This is a genomic window from Pseudonocardia alaniniphila (assembly GCF_022524485.1).
GTDB classification, from domain to species: domain Bacteria; phylum Actinomycetota; class Actinomycetes; order Mycobacteriales; family Pseudonocardiaceae; genus Pseudonocardia; species Pseudonocardia alaniniphila.
Window position 1 is genome coordinate 35876 of the sequence record NZ_JAKXMK010000008.1, and the last position, 18954, is coordinate 54829.

The 18954-nt window shown below is 70.3% G+C and carries 17 protein-coding genes; 10 read left to right on the forward strand and 7 right to left on the reverse strand.

Annotated features, from left to right (window positions below; translation table 11 throughout):
* Positions 1-147: 147 nt before the first annotated feature.
* Positions 148-957, reverse strand: coding sequence for an IclR family transcriptional regulator domain-containing protein (locus MMF94_RS10140; protein WP_241036076.1), 810 nt, complete (start codon positions 955-957; stop codon positions 148-150).
* A gap of 279 nt (positions 958-1236) precedes the next feature.
* Between MMF94_RS10140 and MMF94_RS10145 the strand changes: the two genes are divergently transcribed.
* Complete coding sequence (locus tag MMF94_RS10145) at positions 1237-2403, forward strand: VanZ family protein (protein ID WP_241036077.1); 1167 nt, start codon at positions 1237-1239, stop codon at positions 2401-2403.
* Entirely contained in the window at positions 2400-2663 is a 264-nt protein-coding gene (locus MMF94_RS10150) for a PLD nuclease N-terminal domain-containing protein (protein WP_241036078.1), read from the forward strand. The genes MMF94_RS10145 and MMF94_RS10150 overlap by 4 nt, the downstream gene beginning before the upstream one ends.
* Here MMF94_RS10150 and MMF94_RS10155 read toward each other — a convergent pair.
* Positions 2656-5157 carry a beta-glucosidase family protein gene (locus MMF94_RS10155; protein WP_241036079.1) on the reverse strand — a complete coding sequence of 834 codons (2502 nt, stop codon included), beginning with the start codon at positions 5155-5157 and terminating at the stop codon, positions 2656-2658. The genes MMF94_RS10150 and MMF94_RS10155 overlap by 8 nt on opposite strands.
* Positions 5158-5803: 646 nt before the next feature.
* Between MMF94_RS10155 and MMF94_RS10160 the strand changes: the two genes are divergently transcribed.
* From MMF94_RS10160 to MMF94_RS10175, 4 genes are all read left to right on the forward strand, one after another.
* Positions 5804-6145: a COG4315 family predicted lipoprotein gene (locus tag MMF94_RS10160; protein ID WP_241036080.1), complete on the forward strand. Its 342-nt coding sequence runs from the start codon at positions 5804-5806 to the stop codon at positions 6143-6145.
* Positions 6146-6297: 152 nt separating this feature from the next.
* Positions 6298-6801 (forward strand): helix-turn-helix transcriptional regulator, encoded by a 504-nt coding sequence (locus tag MMF94_RS10165; RefSeq protein ID WP_241036081.1) that lies wholly within the window; start codon positions 6298-6300, stop codon positions 6799-6801.
* A 61-nt stretch (positions 6802-6862) separates the two neighbouring features.
* Positions 6863-7483, forward strand: coding sequence for a Pvc16 family protein (locus MMF94_RS10170; RefSeq protein ID WP_241036082.1), 621 nt, complete (start codon positions 6863-6865; stop codon positions 7481-7483).
* Positions 7480-9498, forward strand: coding sequence for an AAA family ATPase (locus MMF94_RS10175; RefSeq protein WP_241036083.1), 2019 nt, complete (start codon positions 7480-7482; stop codon positions 9496-9498). Before MMF94_RS10170 ends, MMF94_RS10175 begins: the two co-directional genes overlap by 4 nt.
* 42 nt (positions 9499-9540) lie before the next feature.
* Here MMF94_RS10175 and MMF94_RS10180 read toward each other — a convergent pair whose 3' ends face one another.
* Both MMF94_RS10180 and MMF94_RS10185 read right to left on the reverse strand, forming a co-directional pair.
* A complete protein-coding gene (locus MMF94_RS10180; protein ID WP_241036084.1) occupies positions 9541-10158 on the reverse strand; it encodes an eCIS core domain-containing protein in 618 nt (205 codons plus the stop codon).
* 36 nt (positions 10159-10194) lie between these two features.
* The gene (locus tag MMF94_RS10185) at positions 10195-11673 is read right to left on the reverse strand and encodes a hypothetical protein (protein WP_241036085.1); all 1479 of its coding nucleotides are present in this window, start codon (positions 11671-11673) and stop codon (positions 10195-10197) included.
* 222 nt (positions 11674-11895) lie between these two features.
* On the opposite strand from MMF94_RS10185, the gene MMF94_RS10190 reads away from it, so the two are divergent.
* The 4 genes from MMF94_RS10190 (at position 11896) to MMF94_RS43555 (ending at position 14614) form a co-directional block, all read left to right on the forward strand.
* Entirely contained in the window at positions 11896-13473 is a 1578-nt protein-coding gene (locus MMF94_RS10190) for a phage tail sheath family protein (protein ID WP_241036086.1), read from the forward strand.
* A gap of 61 nt (positions 13474-13534) precedes the next feature.
* Positions 13535-13984 carry a phage tail protein gene (locus MMF94_RS10195; RefSeq protein WP_241036087.1) on the forward strand — a complete coding sequence of 150 codons (450 nt, stop codon included), beginning with the start codon at positions 13535-13537 and terminating at the stop codon, positions 13982-13984.
* A 1-nt stretch (position 13985) separates the two neighbouring features.
* Positions 13986-14459 (forward strand): hypothetical protein, encoded by a 474-nt coding sequence (locus MMF94_RS10200; RefSeq protein ID WP_241036088.1) that lies wholly within the window; start codon positions 13986-13988, stop codon positions 14457-14459.
* Complete coding sequence (locus tag MMF94_RS43555) at positions 14456-14614, forward strand: DUF6760 family protein (RefSeq protein WP_338104185.1); 159 nt, start codon at positions 14456-14458, stop codon at positions 14612-14614. The genes MMF94_RS10200 and MMF94_RS43555 overlap by 4 nt, the downstream gene beginning before the upstream one ends.
* Before the next feature lie 209 nt (positions 14615-14823).
* Here MMF94_RS43555 and MMF94_RS10205 read toward each other — a convergent pair whose 3' ends face one another.
* The 3 genes from MMF94_RS10205 to MMF94_RS10215 form a co-directional block, all read right to left on the reverse strand.
* On the reverse strand, positions 14824-17412 hold the full coding sequence (locus tag MMF94_RS10205; protein WP_241036089.1) for a hypothetical protein: 2589 nt from the start codon (positions 17410-17412) through the stop codon (positions 14824-14826).
* 144 nt (positions 17413-17556) lie between these two features.
* Positions 17557-18396, reverse strand: coding sequence for a hypothetical protein (locus MMF94_RS10210; protein ID WP_241036090.1), 840 nt, complete (start codon positions 18394-18396; stop codon positions 17557-17559).
* 57 nt (positions 18397-18453) lie between these two features.
* Positions 18454-18897 carry a hypothetical protein gene (locus tag MMF94_RS10215; RefSeq protein ID WP_241036091.1) on the reverse strand — a complete coding sequence of 148 codons (444 nt, stop codon included), beginning with the start codon at positions 18895-18897 and terminating at the stop codon, positions 18454-18456.
* Between the last annotated feature and the right edge of the window lie 57 nt (positions 18898-18954).

An 18954-nucleotide genomic window follows, 5' to 3' on the forward strand; every position in this document is an offset into this window, starting at 1 on the left:
GTCAGTGGACACTTGTCCGCCTCGCGGACACGATCCGGACGATGCCTGACGGCTCGAACCAATGTCAAGGATCGCTGACGAGAGGCCGGAAACGGTCAAAACCGGACAAACCCGGAGCGCCGAGCCCGGATCCGCTCGGGACCGGATTCAGGAGGCGGCCGAGGGAACCCTCTGCGGGGCACCCGGCAGGTGTGCGTAGTCGGCGCTGATGTCCGCCGCGGCCCGCAACAGGAGCGGCAGGTGCGCATCGAGCAGGCGATCCACCGACGTCTCCGCCGCGTGGGTGTTGACGTTGATGCTGGCGATGATCGCGCCCGAGCCGTCCCGCAGCGGGGCGGCAACCGACCTGATGCCGGGGGCGAGCTGTTCGTCGGTGAGCGCCCATCCGCGGGCACGCACCTCGCGAAGCTCGACGTCCCGCTCCGCCCGGTCGGGCTGCCAGCGCGCCGTCAGCCCGGACCGTGTGGGCTCGGCAAGGACGCGATCCAGCTCGTCGACGGGCAGGGCCGCGAGCAGGATCTTGCCCAGCGAGGTCGGCAGCGCCGGAAACCTCGTGCCGATCTGCACCGACAACGCCACGATCTTCGGCACCGCAACCCGCGCCACGTACACGATGTCCGAGCCGTCGAGCTGCGCGATCGAGCACGACTCGTTCGTGGCCACCACCAGCCGTTCCATGTGCGGGCGGGCCGTGTGCCACAAGCCGAGCGAACGCACGTACGCGACACCGAGCTCCAGCACGCGCGGGGTCAGCTCGAAGCCGGCATGCCGGATGCGGACATAACCCAGCTCCTCCAGCGTCAGCAGGATGCGCCGTGCGGTCGGCCGGGCCAGCCCCGTGGCCGTGGCGACCTCCGTGAGCGACATCGCTGGTCGCCCCGGCCGGAACGAGGCGATCACGTCGAGCCCACGGGCGAGCGCCTCGATGAAGTCCGGTCCGGTGCCGGTCCGCGCCATGGCGTGACCCCCAGGCTCGACGTGGCGTCGCGCCAGCGTAACCGCCTCCGACAGGTGGACATGCCCCCCGAACGTCCGACAGACGGACGAACGTCCGAGAAGATGATCTTGAAGAGGCGGCGCCGACACGGCGTGTCGCCATGATCAGCCGGAAGTACGACCCGCGCCCGTCACCACCGGCCGTTGGGCCGATCCGAGCCGGCTCCCCCGTCGCCAGACTGATCAGCACCAGCAGGCATCCGGCCTGCTCAGAGCGGTGAAGCGAGGTTGACGGTACTGATGTCCTCCAGACTGCTGCCCGGATTGCTCGCGGTGTTCGGTGGCGTACTGCTCGCCGTCGTCCTGCTCGTGCCCTTCGTCTTCCGCAGCTATCGCCGCCGGGGCGAACTGGGCCTCGGTGCGGCACTCCTCGCCCTGGCCTTCCTCGTCTACGGGCTCGCGCTCGTCGTCTACACGCTCTTCCCCGTTCCACAGATCGACGACGCCTGGTGCGTCGCGCACCCGGGGTCGGCCGATCCGCAGTGGGATCCGGTGCGCTTCCTCGGCGACATCGCGAAGGAGCAGCGGGAACCGGGTGTGGGCGGGCTTCTCGCGAACCCGGCAGTGCAGCAGATGATGTTCAACGTTGCGCTGTTCGTCCCCCTCGGCGCCTACCTTCGCCACTACTTCCCCCATCGCCTGGGACGCCACCGCGCTGCCGCCGTGGTGTTGACCGGGTTCGGGGTGTCACTGCTGATCGAGTGCACCCAGCTCACCGGGAACTGGTTCCTGGTCCCGTGCCCCTACCGACTGTTCGATGTGGACGATCTGCTCGCGAACACCCTCGGGACGGCGTTCGGCCTCCTGTTCGCCCCGCTCCTGGGCCTGTTGCACAGGCCGGACGCGATCCCGTCAGCGGACGTCGCCCGTCCGGTGACGACCAGGCGCCGCCTGCTGGGCATGCTGGTGGATGCCGTCTCGGTCTTCCTGCTGGGCGCATGCCTCACCACCGCTCTGATCATCGTGGCCGAGTACGGCTTCGGCGTCCGGGTGGACGCGCAGCCGTGGGGCCCATTGGTGAGCTCCGCCCTCAGCGCGTGGCTGCCGGCCGCGCTCCTGCTGGCCGTCCCGTCGTTCGGTGAGGGCGGCGCGACGCTGGGCCAGCGCGCGGTACGGCTGCGCCGGATCCGCGCGGACGGCGCTCGACCGGGCAGGCAGGTCGTTCCCGCGCTGCTGTGCGGCGGCTTCGGCTACTTCCTCCTGTCCGGACTCGGCTCGATCGTGCCCGCCGCGAGCCAACTGTCCGGCTTCCTGCTCACGGCCTGCGTCCTCGGCGCCTGGCGCAGCCGCTCCCATCGCGGTCTGTCCGGGCTGGCGTCCGGGCTGCTCGTCATCGACTCACGCACCCGACCTGCGGCCGAAACCCCGGCCGCGTTCACGTCCACCGAGAAGGAGATGTCCCGATGACCATCGACAACACGTTCACCGCCGCAGCCACCGCTGCTGTTCAGAACCCCCAGCAGATCTGGGGACCCGTGGTCGCCGCCGTGCTGGTGATCGCCATGCTCGCGTACGTCATCTTCTTCCTCGCCGCGCTCGTCAGCGTCCTGGGAAGCCGCCAGAGCGGCGGGATGAAACTGGTCTGGATCATCTTCGCCTTCTGCGCGCCGTTCCTCGGCCCGGTGCTGTGGTTCCTCGTCGGGCGCAAACAGGACGCCTTCACGTAGGCGGGACGTCAACGACGGTCGTCACGCGCAGGTCCCGGCTGGAGCGCCCGGCACGCAACCGGTAGCGGCCGGCCGGCGTGCGCCAGCCGGGCCCGTCCTCGTCCCAGACCTGGAAGGCCCGCGGCGGCACGGCGACCTGCACAGACGCCCGCTCGCCGGGAGCCACCTCGGCTCCGGTGAACCCGCCCAGCCACCGCACGGGTCGTCGCGGATCGGCCGCCGGGGGCTCCAGGTACACCTGGACGACCTCGCGGGACGGCCGGTCCGCGACGTTGGCGATCTCGACGGTGACGATCACACCGGCGCTGTCCGACCACGCCCCGGCCCTCACCTCGCCGTACTCCCACGCTTCGTACCCGAGGCCGAAGCCGAACTCCCGAGCCGGGCTGTGCCCCAGACGGTCCCACGCCCGGTGCCCGACGTCCGTCCCCTCCGTGTAGTGCACGACGCCGTCGACCGGCACGGCGTCGGGCACCGGAACGTCCTCGGCGCTCGCGGGCAGGGTCCACGGGAGCCGGCCGCCGGGCTCGACAGCTCCGACGAGCACGTCGGCGAGAGCACCGGTCCCCTCCTGTCCGGGCAGCCACCACCACAGCACAGCCGGCACCTCGTCCAGCCACGGCAGGAGCACCGGCGCTCCCGCGTTCACCACGACGACGGTGCGCGGGTTGGCGGCCGCGACCCGGCGGACGAGCTCGTCCTGCGCTCCTGGGAGCGCGAGGTCGCGCCGGTCCCAACCCTCGGACTCGACCTCCGGATTGGTACCCACCACGACGACCGCCAGGTCAGCGGCTCGCGCTGCCTGCACGGCGGCCGTCAGCTCGTCATCGGCCGGGGCTTTCGACGGAGGCCGGTAGCGCACCTCGAGGCGGGCGAACCGGCCGAAGCCCGCGGCGTCGACCACTTGCAGTGTGGCGGTCACGGGCACCGTGGCCGGGGAGGCCACGTCCACGGGGTGGCTGGTCCCGGCCGGGTGGCCTGCGGAACCGTCGAGCACGACCTCGCTGCCCGCGCGATGATCGCTGGCACTGACCAGGTCCTGGCCGACGTACGCGCGGTGGGCCCCGACGACACAGAGTTCGACGACGTGGCGTCCCGGTTCCGCCAGCCGGAGATCGGCACCGACGGTGACCTCCGCGGTGCCGGTCGGCACCGCGCGCACCCAGCCGTCCCACGGTGCATCGTGGTGGCGTTCCTCCAGCACCGCACCGGCGGCGTCCAGTGCGCGCACTTTGAAGCCGCCGGGCACCACGTCGTACAGCGCGAGGGGGATGTGGCGCCGCGTCGCGCCCCCGGGATGCGCGGTGACCTCCGCCGTGGGGAACGCCTCGCGCAACGCTGCCGGCAGGTCGGGCTGGTGCGGCGGGACGACGTGCGCGCTACCGCCGCCCTGCACGAACGGATCGAGCGCGTTGTCGCCGATCAGGGCGATCGTGCGAACTGCATCGGCCGCGACCGGGAGCATCGCGTTCTCGTTGCGCAGGACGACGGTGGACCGGGCGGCCACGGACCGCAGCAGCCCACGCACCGCGGGGGCGTCCGGCCCCGGGAGGCCGCCGGGAACGCGATAGGGCTCCACCTGACCAGGACGGCCGGAGAGCGCACCTGCCCGCTGTGCCACCGCGAGCACCCTGGCGACCTTGTCGTCCACAGCGGACTCGGGCACGCGGCCGGACCGCACGGCGGCGAGCAGGGCCTCACCCCAGGGACCGCCCGGCCCGGGCATGACGAGGTCCAGGCCCGCGAGCGCCGACTCATCGGTGCTCTTCGTCGCCTGCCAGTCGCTCATGACCAGCCCCTCGAAGCCCCACTCCTGCTTGAGGATCGAGGTGAGCAGGCCGTGATGCTCCGTTGCGGGAGCGGACTCGGTGCCGTCGTCGAGACCGTTGTAGGCGGCCATCACGGTCCAGACCCCCGCGTCGAGCACGACCCGCTCGAAGGGGGCGAGGTAGACCTCCCGCAGCGTGCGCCGGTCGATCCGCGCGATGTAGGAGGTGCGGTCGGTCTCCGACTCGTTGCCGAGGTAGTGCTTCACGCAGGCGCCGACGCCTGCGCCCTGGACGGCCCGCACGAAGGCGACGGCCATGCGACCGGTGAGCACCGGGTCCTCGGAGAAGCACTCGAAATGGCGACCTCCCACCGGTGTGCGCTGGAGGTTCACCACGGGGGCGAGCACGACATCCACCTGCTTGCGCCGCGCCTCGCTCGCCATCAGCACTCCGAGCGCCCCGAGCACGTCCTCGTCCCATGTTGCGGCCATGGCGCTGGGGGCGGGCATCTGCGCCGACGGCAGCGAGTCGCCGGTACCTCGCACCCCGATGGGGCCGTCGGAGACCGCCAGGCTGCGCAGCCCGATCGACGGCAGCTCGTGCAGGGTCCACGCGGTGGCGCCGGTCAGCAGCCGCACCCGGTCCTCGATCGCGAGACCTGCCGCAAGACGCCGCATCTCGTCGACGAGCGTCCGTTGCGGTGGGACGGTGGAATCGGCCGTCATGTAGCGCTCCGTCCTGCTCGGCATCGAGACCGTCAAGAAGGGTACCTACACGTACTACGCTCTCCGACGGTTCAGTTGTCGCGTCGTGTTGCGCCGGGCGGTATCCACGAAGGACACCAATGGCCGAGGGTCCGGTCTTTTCGGATCCAACGTACGCAACGGATCTTCACCGCGAAAGAAATCAAACCAAGCGGGAGAAGCAAGGTGTTATCCTTGACGAGTTGTCACACCTTGCCTACGCTCCCCCTTCGCCAACACCCATCTAGTTGATTCCAAAATCCGACGAAAACCGAATTCATGTTAACGGTTACGTTAACTGTTCGTGCCGCACCCCGGCCCGTGCATCCGTCGACCATCCCGCCCAGCCGAGCCCGCCGAATCCGTCCGAAAGGCAAGTCGAGTGCACACAAGCCTGCGCATCAAACTGGGATTGGTCACGTTGAGTGCCGTTGCGCTGACTTCCTGTGGCCTGGTGCAGACCGCGCCTCCGCCGGCAGTGGCACCGGCCCTGCCCGCGGCACCCGTTGCTCCCGCACCGATCCAGTCCGGCCAGGGCTCGGACACGTCCGGGGGCGGTAGCTCCCAGGGTTCGACATCGCTCGGACAGCGCAGCTCAGAGGGGGGCTACTGGCCCACGACGCTCCAAGTGGGCCAGAACGGCAGCCTCGGCAACGTGGTGGTCGACGGTCAGGGTTTCACGCTCTACCGATTCGACAAGGACACCCCCAACCCGTCGAGGTCGAATTGCACGGGCCAATGCGCCGTCACCTGGCCCCCGGTGCTGACGAAGAACACGATCAGCTTCCGCAATCTGAACGCGAATGCGCTCGGCGCTATTCAGCGCCCGGATGGCACACAGCAGGTAACCCTCGGCGGATGGCCGCTCTACCGCTACAGCCAGGACCAGGTTCCCGGCCAGGCGACAGGACAGGGAGTGGGCGGCACCTGGTTCGCTGCCGCCCCCAACGGCTCGAAGGCCGGCAGCTGAAACAATAGGCATCGGGAAACAACATGGCCCCTCACATCACGGTGACCGTGCATTCCGCGGATCCATTGGCACAAGCCGGCGCAGTCAGCCATCTTCGGCATCAGCCCGCCTTGGAAGTGGTCGATCCGTCCACCCCGCCCAACGGTGACTCGGTGGCCATCGTGCTGACCCACCGGGTCGACGAACCCGCCGTCGTCGAACTGCGCCGATTGACCCGGGAATCAGGTCGACGCGTGGTGTTGGTCACCGATCAATTGCGGGAACCGGAGCTGATGGCCGTGTTGGAGTGCGGGGTGCGCACCATCGTGTGGCGCGCCGAGGCCACCCAGAGCCGGCTGATCGGAGCGGTCCGCTCGGCCGCGCGTGGCGACTCCAAGCTTCCTCCCGATCTGCTCGGACAGCTGATCGCCCATGTCGGCCGATCGCAGCGGACCGCGCCGCACTCGCCGTCGACGGCACCGCCTGTCGGTCTGGCACCACGAGAGATCGACGTGCTCAGGCTCGTCGCCGACGGCCTGGACACCCACCAGATCGCGGAGAAGCTCGCCTACTCGGAGCGCACCATCAAGAACGTGCTCTACGGGGTGATGTCCCGCCTGCAGTTGCGCAACCGGGCTCACGCGGTGGCCTATGCCCTCCGCGAGGGCTACATCTGATGCTCCGCACCATCGAGACAACTCGACTAGAAGCACCTGACACGCTTCAGGAGACCGGGCAGTGATCCACGAGATCGACGACGCGCTCCGGTCCCTGATCGGAACACGTGCCCTGCCGGGCGTGATCACCGACATCGAGTTCGCCGCGCCCACCAGGAACTGGGCGGCCCGGCGGAACTCACCGACCGTCAACGTCTACCTCTACGACATCCGCGAGGAGGTCGGCCGGCGCGAGCGGGGCCCGGTCCCGGTCCGCGACGAGGACGGCCGGGTCGTGGGCAGGCGGCAGCCACCACGCTGGTTCCGGCTCTCCTACCTCGTGACGGCGTGGACGACCCGGCCGGAGGACGAGCATCGCCTGCTCTCCGCGCTGCTCATCCTGCTGCTGCAACACGAGATCCTCCCGGCCGAGGACCTGACCGGAGCACTCCGGGACCTCAACCTGTCGATTCCGATGACGGTCGCGGTGCCGCCCCCCGAGTCGCGCTCGCTCGCCGATCTGTGGTCCGCCCTCGGGGGCGAGCTGAAACCGTCGCTCGACGTCGTCGTGGTCGCACCGTTCATCGCCTCTCCCGAGTACCCGGTCGGACCGCCGGTTGTCGAACAGACCGTCGAGGTGCGCGAACCCGCCGGCTCGGTCGTCGATTCGGCGACGCGCAACTACCGCGATCGCACGCCGTGACCACCGCCGATCCAGCCGTCCCGCTGCTGCATCGGGTGGACCTGCTGCACGCCCGGGCCGCAGGTCTCGTCCGGCAGCGCAGTGTGGGCGAGGCCGCCACCAACGACCCCCTGCGCGGGCTGTACCTCTCCCCGGAGGTTGCACTGCAGTGGGCACACCGGCCCCCGCCCGGCAGCGAGGTCGCGGACGGCGACCACGACGACGGGTACGACGCCGCGATGGAGCCCACCGACGCGCCTGAAGACCGGTTGAGCACGCTGATCTCCCGATTCGCCCTGTCGGTGCTGGACCTGCACATCCTTCTGACCGCGCTCGCCCCGGACGTCGACCGTCGGTTCGAGCCCCTCTACGCGTTCCTCAACGACGATGTCTCACGACGCCGGGCGACCGTCTCCGTTGCTCTGGAGCTCGTCGGGCTGGGCCCGCACCACAGGTTCGCCCGCGCCCGCGTCCACCCTGCCGGGCCGCTCGTACGCGGCGGCCTGCTGACCGTGGAGGACGACCGGGAGCGGCCACTGCCCGGCCGGACGCTGCGCGTTCCCGAGCGGGTCGTCGCCCACCTGCTCGGCGACGACGTGCTGGACGAAGGGCTGCTCGACACCGTGACCCAGCCACCGCCGCCCGCGGAGGGGGTCGAACCGGCGGCGGACTCGTTCGAGGTCCGGCTGGGGCGGCTGCTCACCACGGCCCCGGTCGTCGTGCACCTGCGCGAACGGCGTCCTGCCACCGGCGCGGCCGTGGCGGTGGACGCGCTGCAGCATTTCGGACACACCGTCCTGCGCTGCGACCTGCCGCCCGCCACGGACGCCACCCAGGCCTCCGACGTGATCCCGGTTCTGGTGCGGGAAGCCCGGTTGCGTGGCGCGGCGCTCGTCATCAGCCCACTGCCGGAACACCCGAACCGCATCCTGCGCGCGCTGGAGGACGTCGGGGTCCCGGTGGTCCTGGTCGATGCCAGGCCGTTCGATCCACAATGGGCGACGGCCGCGGTCGCGTTGTCACTCGATGTCCCGCCCGGCGACCTGGCGTCGGTGCAGCACTGGGCCGACGAGTTGGGCGAGGACGCAGACGTGCCCGATCTCGCCGCCACGGTCGCGCCGTTCCGGCTCGGCCGCGACCACGTTCGCCGGGCCGTCCGGTCCGCTCGTGCGCTGGCGGCACTCGACACCGCGCCGGTGAGCACCGTTCACATCCAGCACGGCGCGCGCCAGCAGTCGGCGCCGTTGCTCAGCCAGCACGCCCGTCAGGTGAATCCCGAGGTCGGCTGGACGGACCTGGTGCTTCCCGAGGAGCCGCTACAGCAGTTGCGCGAGCTGGTGCTGCGCGCCAGACAGCGCGACCGGGTGCTGCGCGACTGGCGGCTGCGTCCCGGCGGCGGGCGCGGGCGAGGAGTGGCGGCCCTCTTCGCCGGCGACTCGGGTACGGGGAAGACGCTGTCGGCCGAGGTGGTGGCCGGCGAGTTGGGCGTCGCGCTCTACGTGGTGGATCTGTCCTCTGTGGTCGACAAGTACATCGGCGAGACCGAGAAGAACCTCGAACGCATCTTCGCCGAGGCCGACCGCACCGACTCGGTGCTGCTGTTCGACGAGGCCGACGCCATCTTCGGCAAGCGCTCGGAGGTGAAGGACTCCCACGACCGTTACGCCAACCTGGAGAGCGCCTTCCTCCTCCAGCGACTGGAGTCGTTCGACGGCGTCGCCGTGCTCACCACGAACCTGCGGGCCAACATCGACGAAGCATTCACACGCCGGCTCGACCTCGTCGTGGACTTCCCCTTTCCTGATCCGGCGTTGCGCACGGAGCTGTGGCGTCAGTGCCTGGCGCACGCACCGTGCATGCCGGGTCTGGACCTGGAGGCACTCGGGGAACGGTACGAGTTGTCGGGCGGCGGGATCCGCAGCGCTGCGATCACGGCTGCCTACGTCGCCGCAGGTCGCGGGGAGCCCATCTCCGACGCCGACGCGCTGCTCGGGGCCCAACGCGAGTACCAGAAGATGGGCCGGGTCGTCTGGTGAGCCGCTGGTGCCGGGCGGGGAGCGCCCTGCCCGGCACCGCCGTCATCCGTGACGGTGACGATTCGCCGTGATCGACCGCGCGGTTGCTTCGGCCTCCCGCTCGAACCGGTCGTCGGGGTGGCTCACCCGCAGTCCGTCGCCGTTGTCGGTGCCGGCCACCGGACCCTGTCGTTGCTGGACGACGTGGGCCAACTCGTGGGCGAGGGTGTGGTCGTCGAGTTTTCCGGCCGACACGATCTTGTTGCCCGAGGTGTAGGCGATCGAACTCATCTCCCGCGCCGACTTCTGCGCGGCTCCGTCGTTGAGCAACCGGACATCTCCGAAGTCCGTTCCGAACGCGGACTCCATGTTCCGCCGCACGCCCGGATCGAGTGGACGACCCGGCGAGGCCAGCACGTCGTGCACCGACGACCGCTGCACCGGCTGCGGCTCCGCCGAGTGCTCAACCGCCGACCCCGCCACGTCGGCCTCGTCGTCGCGCGCCTCGCCGGCAGCGAGCCACCGTGTGACCGCCGCGTTTCCGGCGAGGCGCTGCAGCGCGAGCATCCGGGAGGAGACGGGGTGTGCGCCCGGCTCCGCCTTCGGGGAACGCGCCGTGGGCCTGACGCGGGCGGCGTCACGGGCTTCGCGCTCCGCCGCGCCGTTCGCTTCCGCACGCATGTGGACTCTCCCTACTCGGTCCGGACGGACCCCTGGTCAGGACGCGGCGGTGAGCTGCCACTCCTGCGCCGGGGCGAGCTGGCTCTGACATGTCGACGCCTGCACGGGCTGCCCGTTGCCCATATCGGTCATGCAGGCCCCGGTCTGCGAGTTGACGATGGTCACGACGTTGTTGCTGCCTGCGGGACGCAGGATCCACACCTGGTTCTTCAACAGCTGTTGCCCACCGCTGAGGTCCTGCAGGCTGAGCTGCGAGTTGTTGTTGCTGTTGGGCTGCTGGAGCACGAAGTTGTCCGCCGCCGCCGGGAGGATCGCCGTGGAGCCGTCCTGAAGGCGCACCAGGCTCCATGTCTGCAGGCGCCGCAGCTGTTGCAGTTGCTGCTGCTGGTTCTGGTTGTTCTGGTTCTGGTTGTTCTGACCCTGGTTCTGCTGGTTCTGGTTCTGCTGGTTCACGTTCTGCTGCTGCGGGTTCAGGGGGCTCGACACGGCCAGTGGCGGGCCGCCACGCTCATTGCCGAGCACCGTCAGCGCCAGCTCGGAGTGGCTGATCAGCACGTTGGTTCCCTGGCCCAGACCGGTGCCTGATCCCCGCTGCTGTCGCTGCTGCTGTCCTTGCTGCTGCTGTTGCTGTTGTTGCTGAGGTGGGGGCGGGGGCTGCTGCTGGAAGGTGGCCTGAACGCCGCCGCCCGGCAGCTGAGGTACCGACACGGATGGCAGCTGCAAGGACGGGAGGTTCAACGCCGGGAACAAGCGGGACTGCAGGTTCGTGAACGGCAGATACAACAGCCCTGCGAGGAGCCCGGCGAGCAGGAGCAACGGGATGAGGAACAACAACCATTTGGGCACCAGCCCCTGCTGGATGTACGTACCCCGCAGCAGCGCCGGTTTCGCCCCGGTCGCCACCGCCGCCTCGGGCGGCGTCACGGTCACCGCGAACGGGTAGCGCTGCGGCTTCCCGGTGAGCCGTCGCCGACGGGGACGGATCCTCAGCACCGGCGTCCCGACAACCCCGGCCGGCACCTGCGTCGACGGCTCCCGCCCGTCGAAGACGAGTTTGCCCTCGTCGTCCTTGCCGACCAGCCGGATCTCGAGCGGCGCATTGCCCCGGTTGTTGACGGTGAAGCGCAGCAACGCGGAGAGACGTCCGCGCACGGTCACGGGGTTCATCTCGGCACGCAGTTCCCCGAAGGGGGTGACGGTGATGGTGCCTTCGGCGACGTCGGACAGCTCGGGGTGCTCGCGGGGCACCACCCGGACACCGAAAGGAGTCGGCCCTGCGAGGGCCTCCGATGTTCGGGGCACCTTGATGGTGATGGTCACGCTGCCCTCGTCAGCCGGGAAGAGCCGCAGCTTCTCCGGGGAGATCTGACTCCAGCGGCTCAACGACCCGACCAGGCTGAGCTGGTACTCCTCTACGGTGTCGCCGCCATTGCGCACCCGGAGCGTGAACGTCGCCGCGACTGCCCCTGGAGCGACAGTGCCGGTTGTCGGCTCCAGAGAGGTCCATACACTCACTGAACAAGTCTAGGAAGCACCCAGGGCCAGATCTTGGGTCAAAAGGGCAGCGCTGAGGGCAGACTCTCCGCCCGAACGGACATGTACTCGTGGGAAGCCATCGGTCAGACTGGATGCCCGTTCCCAGAGTCGAGCGGACCTTCACGGCCGTGAGCAGGCAGCCCAGGATTCGAATAAAAGTCTGTTCGGTCAGCCCATCTCCGGTACGAGGGAATCTCCTGTATGCCTACTTACCTGTCCCCCGGCGTCTACGTCGAGGAGGTTCCCAGCGGCTCACGCCCCATCCAGGGTGTGGGCACGTCGGTGGCCGCCTTTGTCGGTTTTGCCCCCACTGGCCCGCTCAACACACCGGTGCTGATTCCGAACTGGTCGTCGTACGTGGCCCAGTTCGGTGAGTTCGCGGAGGGCTGCTATCTCGCCCACGCCGTGTACGGGTACCTCAACAACGGCGGCTCGATTTGTTATGTCGTCCGAGTCGGCAGTGGACCCGACGACGGGGAGAACGGGAGCGAGCCCCGGCCGCGCGCCGCGGCCGCTGTGCCTGCGGCCGAGCCCGCCGCGCTCGGCCCGTTCCGGATCTCCGCGCTGCCCCGCAACGGCGGAGGACAGCTCACGGCAGAGGTCACCGACAGCGCCGGGGACGTCCCCGAGGACCGCTTCACGCTGACCATCAAGGAAGGCGACAACACGCTCGAGTCGTTCGACGTCTCGGCGCGCAAGGGGAACCGCAACTACGTCGTCAACCAGGTGCGGCAGAACTCGAAGCTGGTCACCGTGGAGGAGGCGATCCCGGCCGGGCAGCTGAGCCGGCCCGCCAACCAGACGGTCACCATCAGCTCCCCGTCCGCGGTCGTCTCCACCCGGGGTGGTGACGCTGACGCTCCGGTCAAGTTCAACTCCGGCCACTTCATGGGCGACACGGACGACCGCACCGGGCTCGGCGGGCTCGAGGAGATCGACGAGATCACCATGGTGGCCGTGCCCGACGCGATGGCGGCCTACGAGCGCGGTGCCCTGGACATGGACGGGCTGAAGGCCATCCAGCTCGCCATGATCTCGCACTGCGAGCAGATGGGCGATCGGATGGCCATCCTCGACCCGCCGCCGGCGATGAAGGCCAAGGACATCCTCGACTGGCGCCAGGTGACCGCGGCCTACGACTCCGCTCACTCCGCGCTCTACTACCCCTGGATCAGGGTGTTCGACCCGGCCAGCGGACAGCCGAGGCTGGTCCCGCCGAGCGGTCACATGGCGGGTGTGTGGGCACGCACCGACGCCCAGCGCGGCGTCCACAAGGCTCCGGCCAACGAGGTGGTGCGCGGCGCCATCGACCTCGGCACGCAGATCACCCGTGGCGAGCAGGGCCTGCTCAACCCGGTCGGCATCAACTGCATCCGGGTCTTCCCCGGCCGCGGTGTCCGCGTCTGGGGCGCCCGCACCCTCTCCTCGGACCCGGCCTGGCGCTACCTCAACGTCCGCCGCTACTTCAACTACCTCGAGGAGTCGATCCTCGACGGCACCCAGTGGGTTGTCTTCGAGCCGAACGACCGATCGCTGTGGGCCCGGATCCGGCGCAACGTCACGGCGTTCCTGCTCCAGGAGTGGCGCAGCGGAGCGCTGTTCGGCAACCAGCCGCAGAACGCGTTCTACGTCAAGTGTGACGAGGAGACCAACCCCGTCGAGTCGGTCGACCAGGGCCGAGTGGTGTGCGAGATCGGAGTCGCGCCGGTGAAGCCCGCCGAGTTCGTGGTCTTCCGGCTCTCCCAGTACTCCGAGGGCGGCGGCGAGCTCACCGAGTGACAGCAGCCCGATCCCCCCTCGCTCACCCAGTTCTCACAGGTAGATCTCCAAGGAGCCGCTCATGACTCTCCAGCCGGGCGACGCGTATGTTGCTCATCAGTTCACCGTCGACATCGACGGAATCCAGGAGCCGATCAACAAGATCGGGGAGATGAAGTACTCGCTGGGCGTCGTCGAGTACCAGCAGGTCGACCAGCAGGGAAAGCCGCTCCGCAAGAAGATGCCCGGCGCTCCGGACGGCGGCACGGTCACCGTCACCCGTGGTCTCGATGACAATGCCAGCCAGTTCTCGCAGTGGGTCGACGACGCAATGGCCGGCAATATGGACACGGCCCGCAAGAACGTGTCCCTCGTGGTGAACGACTACACGGGACAGGAAAAGATGCGGTTCAACCTGACGAACGCCTGGGTCAGCAGCGTGACGACCACGGGCGGGGAAGCCGGCAGCACGTCACCGTTCACCCAGGACATCGAGATCAACTGGGAAACAATGAACATCCAGAACAGCTGATATGCGTCGAGGCGGCCAGCGAATCCGTTCTGCTCCTTCCACGCTGGAGCCCCCACCCCTGGTACCGGAGCCGGAGCCTCTCGATGCACTGCCGCAGCGAGAGGCCCTGCGTACCGAGTTCGAGTTCGAACTGCCCCGGGGCTACATCGACGAGTCGGGCACCCTGCATCGTCGAGGAAAGATGCGGTTGGCCACGGCTCGTGATGAACTGCTGCCGTTGCGGGACATAAGGGTCAAGGAGAACCCGGCGTACCTCTCGGTGGTGCTTCTCGGGCGGGTGATCACCGAACTGGGCACACTCGGGCCCGCGAACGACCAGATCGTCGAGAAGATGTTCGCCGCCGATCTGGCATTCCTGCAGGACTTCTACCGGCAGGTCAACGCGGAAGGCCACACGCGCGCATCGGTGGTCTGTCCGCACTGTGAACAGCCCTTCGACGTGGAGCTCGGTGGGAGCCGCCTGGGGGAATCGTGACGTACGCAACTCCTCGTATTCATGAGGAGATTGCGTACCTGGCCTTTTACTTTCACTGGCGCTTGGAGGACGTCTTGGATCTCGAGCACCACGACCGCCGACGGTACGTGGCCGAGGCGAGCGCCCTCGTGCGCCGGATCGAGGAAAGCCAGTAATCGATGGACCTATTTTCACGCTTCCGCCGGCCACGGCCGGCTTCGGCGCGGCCGGCGACGCCGGCCGCGCCACCGGTCGCTCCGCCGTCCGAATGGAAGAGCGTCGGGCCCATACAACGGGTCGTGGCCGCTCCCCAGCGCGTCAGCGACACCGGTGTGAGGGGTCCCGCGACCTTCGCGGATCCGCGGATGTCCAGCAGCGACCTTGGTCACAACGTGAGTGCGGACGCGCCGAGCGGGGTGATGCACGGCTTGCTCTTCACGCGGATCGGGCAGCCGCAACCGCTCGACCTGGACATGCCGCCGCTGCCGGTCGAATCCCGGGCGGCCGAGCCGGCACCGGAGCCCGAGCACCCTGTGGTGAGGGTGCAACGCACGACGAGACCCGGTCGGATGACCTCGGCCGCCCCGCAGGCCCCCGTCCGACGGTTGGCAGCGGTTACACCCCCTCCCCGGCCTGCACATTCGAACCCGACTGCGGCCTCCCCCGAGGCGGCGGCCACCCCGCCACCGCGTCCGGTCGGTGGTCCTGCGAACTCGCCCCCGGACCAGCCGAGCCGCTCGACGCAGAGCGCCCCCTCTCCGCCGCACGCGTCGATCGACGGACAGGCTCCGGTCCTGCAACGACGAGCCACTCCGGCAGTTCTCTCCTCCCAGCCCGCGCCGGACGTGTCCTCGACACCGGCGGCTGTAACCCCGACCGCTTCGGAGCCGTCCCGCAGCGACGACACGACGGTCCAGCGCACGTCCACCCCGTCCGGACAGCGACCCGTCGGACTCGGCGCACCGCTCACCAGCACGACCGGGGCTCCAGGAGGGGAATCGTCCCCGACACCGACCCCTGCCCCGCCCGCATCGCGGAGCGAGAACCATCCGGACAGCCAGCCGCTCCGGACGGTCCGGCGCCGGTCACGGATCGGACCGCCCATCTCGCCGACGGCAACGGGCGGCCCGCCCGACACCCACGTGCAGCGCACTGCCACCGGGGCCTCGGCTCCGACACCTCCGACGCAGACGTTCCGCTCCCCAGCCGGCGCGTCACAGGTGCCCGCCGTACCCGTCACACCACCGGACGCCGAACTAGGCCGCGGGCCGCGCACAACATCCAGTGACGGGGGAAGCCAGACGTCCCCCGCCACGGCATCGGGTTCGTCCACGGTGCAGCGCGCGCCCGCAGCACAACCGGTCCATGAGGCCTCCACGGCAACGGCGAAGGAATCGCAGACGCCGGCCTCGGCAGGCAATGCCACCTCCTCCGCTGCGTCCGCGCCCACGTCGAGCTCAGGTGAGCCCGGCGCGGTGCAGCGCCGACCCCTCACGTCCGCGGCTCCTCCCCTGACGGCCGGCGCCCCGGCAACCCCGACGCCGGGCACGTCCGAGACGACCGTGCAACGCGAGGCCGCCGCCCCCCTCGCGCCTCCGGTACCGTCCGAGACCCGGTTGGCGGCGCCCGGCAGGCCGCTCAGCTCCCCCACAGGCCAGACCACGCCGAACCCCAGTTCAACGGCCACACCCACGTCGGCCTCACGCCGGACCTCCACATCCGCGACCTCCCCGACCTCGCCGTCGACCACCACGCCGGGCACCACGCCGTCGGCCTCTTCCCCGCCCGTCATCTCCCGATCGGTCGCCTCCCCGTCGACCACCTCGCGGCCGGGGACATCCGCATCCGTGAGCTCTTCGTCGGCCGCCTCCCCATCGGCCAGGTCCACATCGGGCACATCCGGGCCTGCCACATCGGCCACGTCCGCGAGCTCACCATCGGCCGCCCCCCGACCGGCCACGTCCACATCAGGCACATCCGGATCCGGTGCCTCCCACTCGGCCACGTCCAGTTCGGGCACATCCGGAACCGGCGCCTCCCCCTCGACCGGCCCCCGATCGGCCACACCCACGTCCAGCGCATCCGGAACCGGCGCCTCACCCTCGGCCACAACCACTGGCACCCCTTCGGCCGGCTCCCGATCGGCCACACCCACATCCAGCACATCCGGAACCGGCGCATCGGCCACATCCGCTAGCTCCCCGTCGGCCGCTTCCCTGTCCGGCGCGGCGACCCCGTCGCACGCGGGTGACCCTGCTGCGGTGCAGCGCCGACCCCTCACCTCGGCGGCACCACCCCTGACCACCACCGCGCCGCCGGCGTCCGCCCCGTCCGCGGCATCCGGTAGCACGACCGAGGGCCGACCGACCTCCCCGTCCGCGACCTCGACCTCGACCTCGACCTCGACGTCCGGGGCCGCGGCGCCGTCACCCGTGTCTTTGCCGAGCACCACCGTGCAGCGCGCGATCGGAACTCCCACGACATCGCCCTCGAGCCGTTCGGCAGCGCCGGGCGACCCGTCACGACCCGCCCCCGACCAGGCCGCGCCCAGCACGACCCGCCCGTCCCCGACGAGCTCGCCGGCGTCGACCGCGTCCCGGTCGGGGTCACCTTCGGCCACGTCGACGTCGTCCACCTCGTCGAGTACATCGTCCACCTCGTCGAGTACGTCGAACTCGCCGTCGACGTCGTCGGGTACATCGGCCTCATCAGGTACGTCGGCCTCACCAGGTACGTCGGCCTCACCAGGTACGTCGGCCTCACCAGGTACGTCGGCCTCATCAGGTACGTCGGCCTCATCAGGAACGTCGAGCGCGAGCGGGTCGCCCACGTCTTCCACGACGTCGACCTCGTCGGCCGCATCGCGTTCCGGCGAGCCGACTGCGGTGCAGCGCCGGCCCCTGACCTCGGCGGCGCCACCCCTGACCACCACGACCCCACCGGCTACCGCGCCGTCGCCCGCGACCGGGACCACCGCCGAGGGTCAGCCGACCATCGCCCCTGCAGGCACCCCCAGGACGGCCTCGACCCCGGTGACCGGGAGCGCCACCGTGCAACGCACGGCCGCCGGTGCCACGACCCCGGCCACACCAGGGCCGGACCGCTCGGCGGCACCCGGTCACTCGCCCACCTCCCCTACCGGTCCAGCCACGCCGGGCATGACGCCGAGCAGCAACTCGGCAACGCCGCGCCCGGCAAGCTCGTCGACCCCGCCGAGCACGTCCGGTGGGCGGGCCACGTCCGGCGGTTCGTCCACCGGCAGCGCGTCGAGCACGTCCGGCGCGTCCAGCGAGTCGACGAGGTCCAGCACGTCGACCTCCTCCGGTGGATCGACCACATCGACCACCAGCACGTCGGCCGCATCACCGCCGGGCGGACCCGCGGCGATGCAGCGCCGGCCCCTCACCTCCGCGGCGCCGCCCCTGACCGCCACCACCCCGGCGGCCACTACCCCCGCACCCACCGATCCGACGGCAACCAGTCCTAGGGCCACCAATCCGGCAGCATCCGATCCGGCGGCAACAACGTCGTCGGCCCTCACCCCGCCGGCCAGCTCCCAGTCGGCTAGCTCCCAGTCGGCTAGCTCCCAGTCGGCTAGCTCCCAGTCGGCTAGCTCCCAGTCGGCTAGCTCCCAGTCGGCTACCCGGCCCGCCGGAACCGGCAGCACCACGGAAAGCCGACAGACCGCACCGTGGTCCCCCTCGACCACTCCGACCTCCGCAACCGCGTCGCCGGGGTCCGGGTCGGGAACCACGGTGCAACGCGCAGCCGCCTCACCGGCACGAGCCACGACACCACCGTCGACCCGCTCGGCAACGGGCACGAGCCCCTCCACAGCGGGCCCGGCGGCGGGTGCCGCGGATACCTCCCATCCCTCCAGCACCGCACCCTCGTCGTCGACCGCTGCAGGCGCGGCGACGACGGGTACCCGGCCGATCGCCTCCGCGACGCCGCTCACGCCGCAGTCCTCGGGGGCAAACCGCGAGGCGCCACAGCCCGGGGCCTCGGCGTCCGCTCAGGGCGCTCCACTCGCGTCGTCATCCGGCACGAACGTGCAGCGCCTGGCCGACTCGGACACGTCGGGCCTCCCGGTTGCCGCTCCCGGCAGGACGGTCAGGCATTCGCCGGTCGCGACGCCCGGTGACGACGCACGAACCGCCACGTCGGGCACCGCGGCTCCGCCACCCGCGGCACCCGGCACGGGCGGCGGTGCCACCGTGCAACGCAGCACACCGGGTGCCACTACCGCGTCACCCGCCACACCGCCCGCCTCCGCCGTGCAACGCAGCACAGCACACGTTTCGACGTCGCCATCGAGCACACCGGCCGGCACCGCAGTCCGACGCAGCACGCACGCGGCCGTGGCCGGCCCTGTCCGATCCGCACCACCGGGCAGCGGAGCGACCGGCCCGTCGTCGGCCCGGTCCGACGGCCTGGGGCACGTCTCGAGCGCTGTCACGCCGCTGACCTCCGCAAGCGGAGCGTCGATGTCGCGCCTCGGCGCGGCGGCGACGGG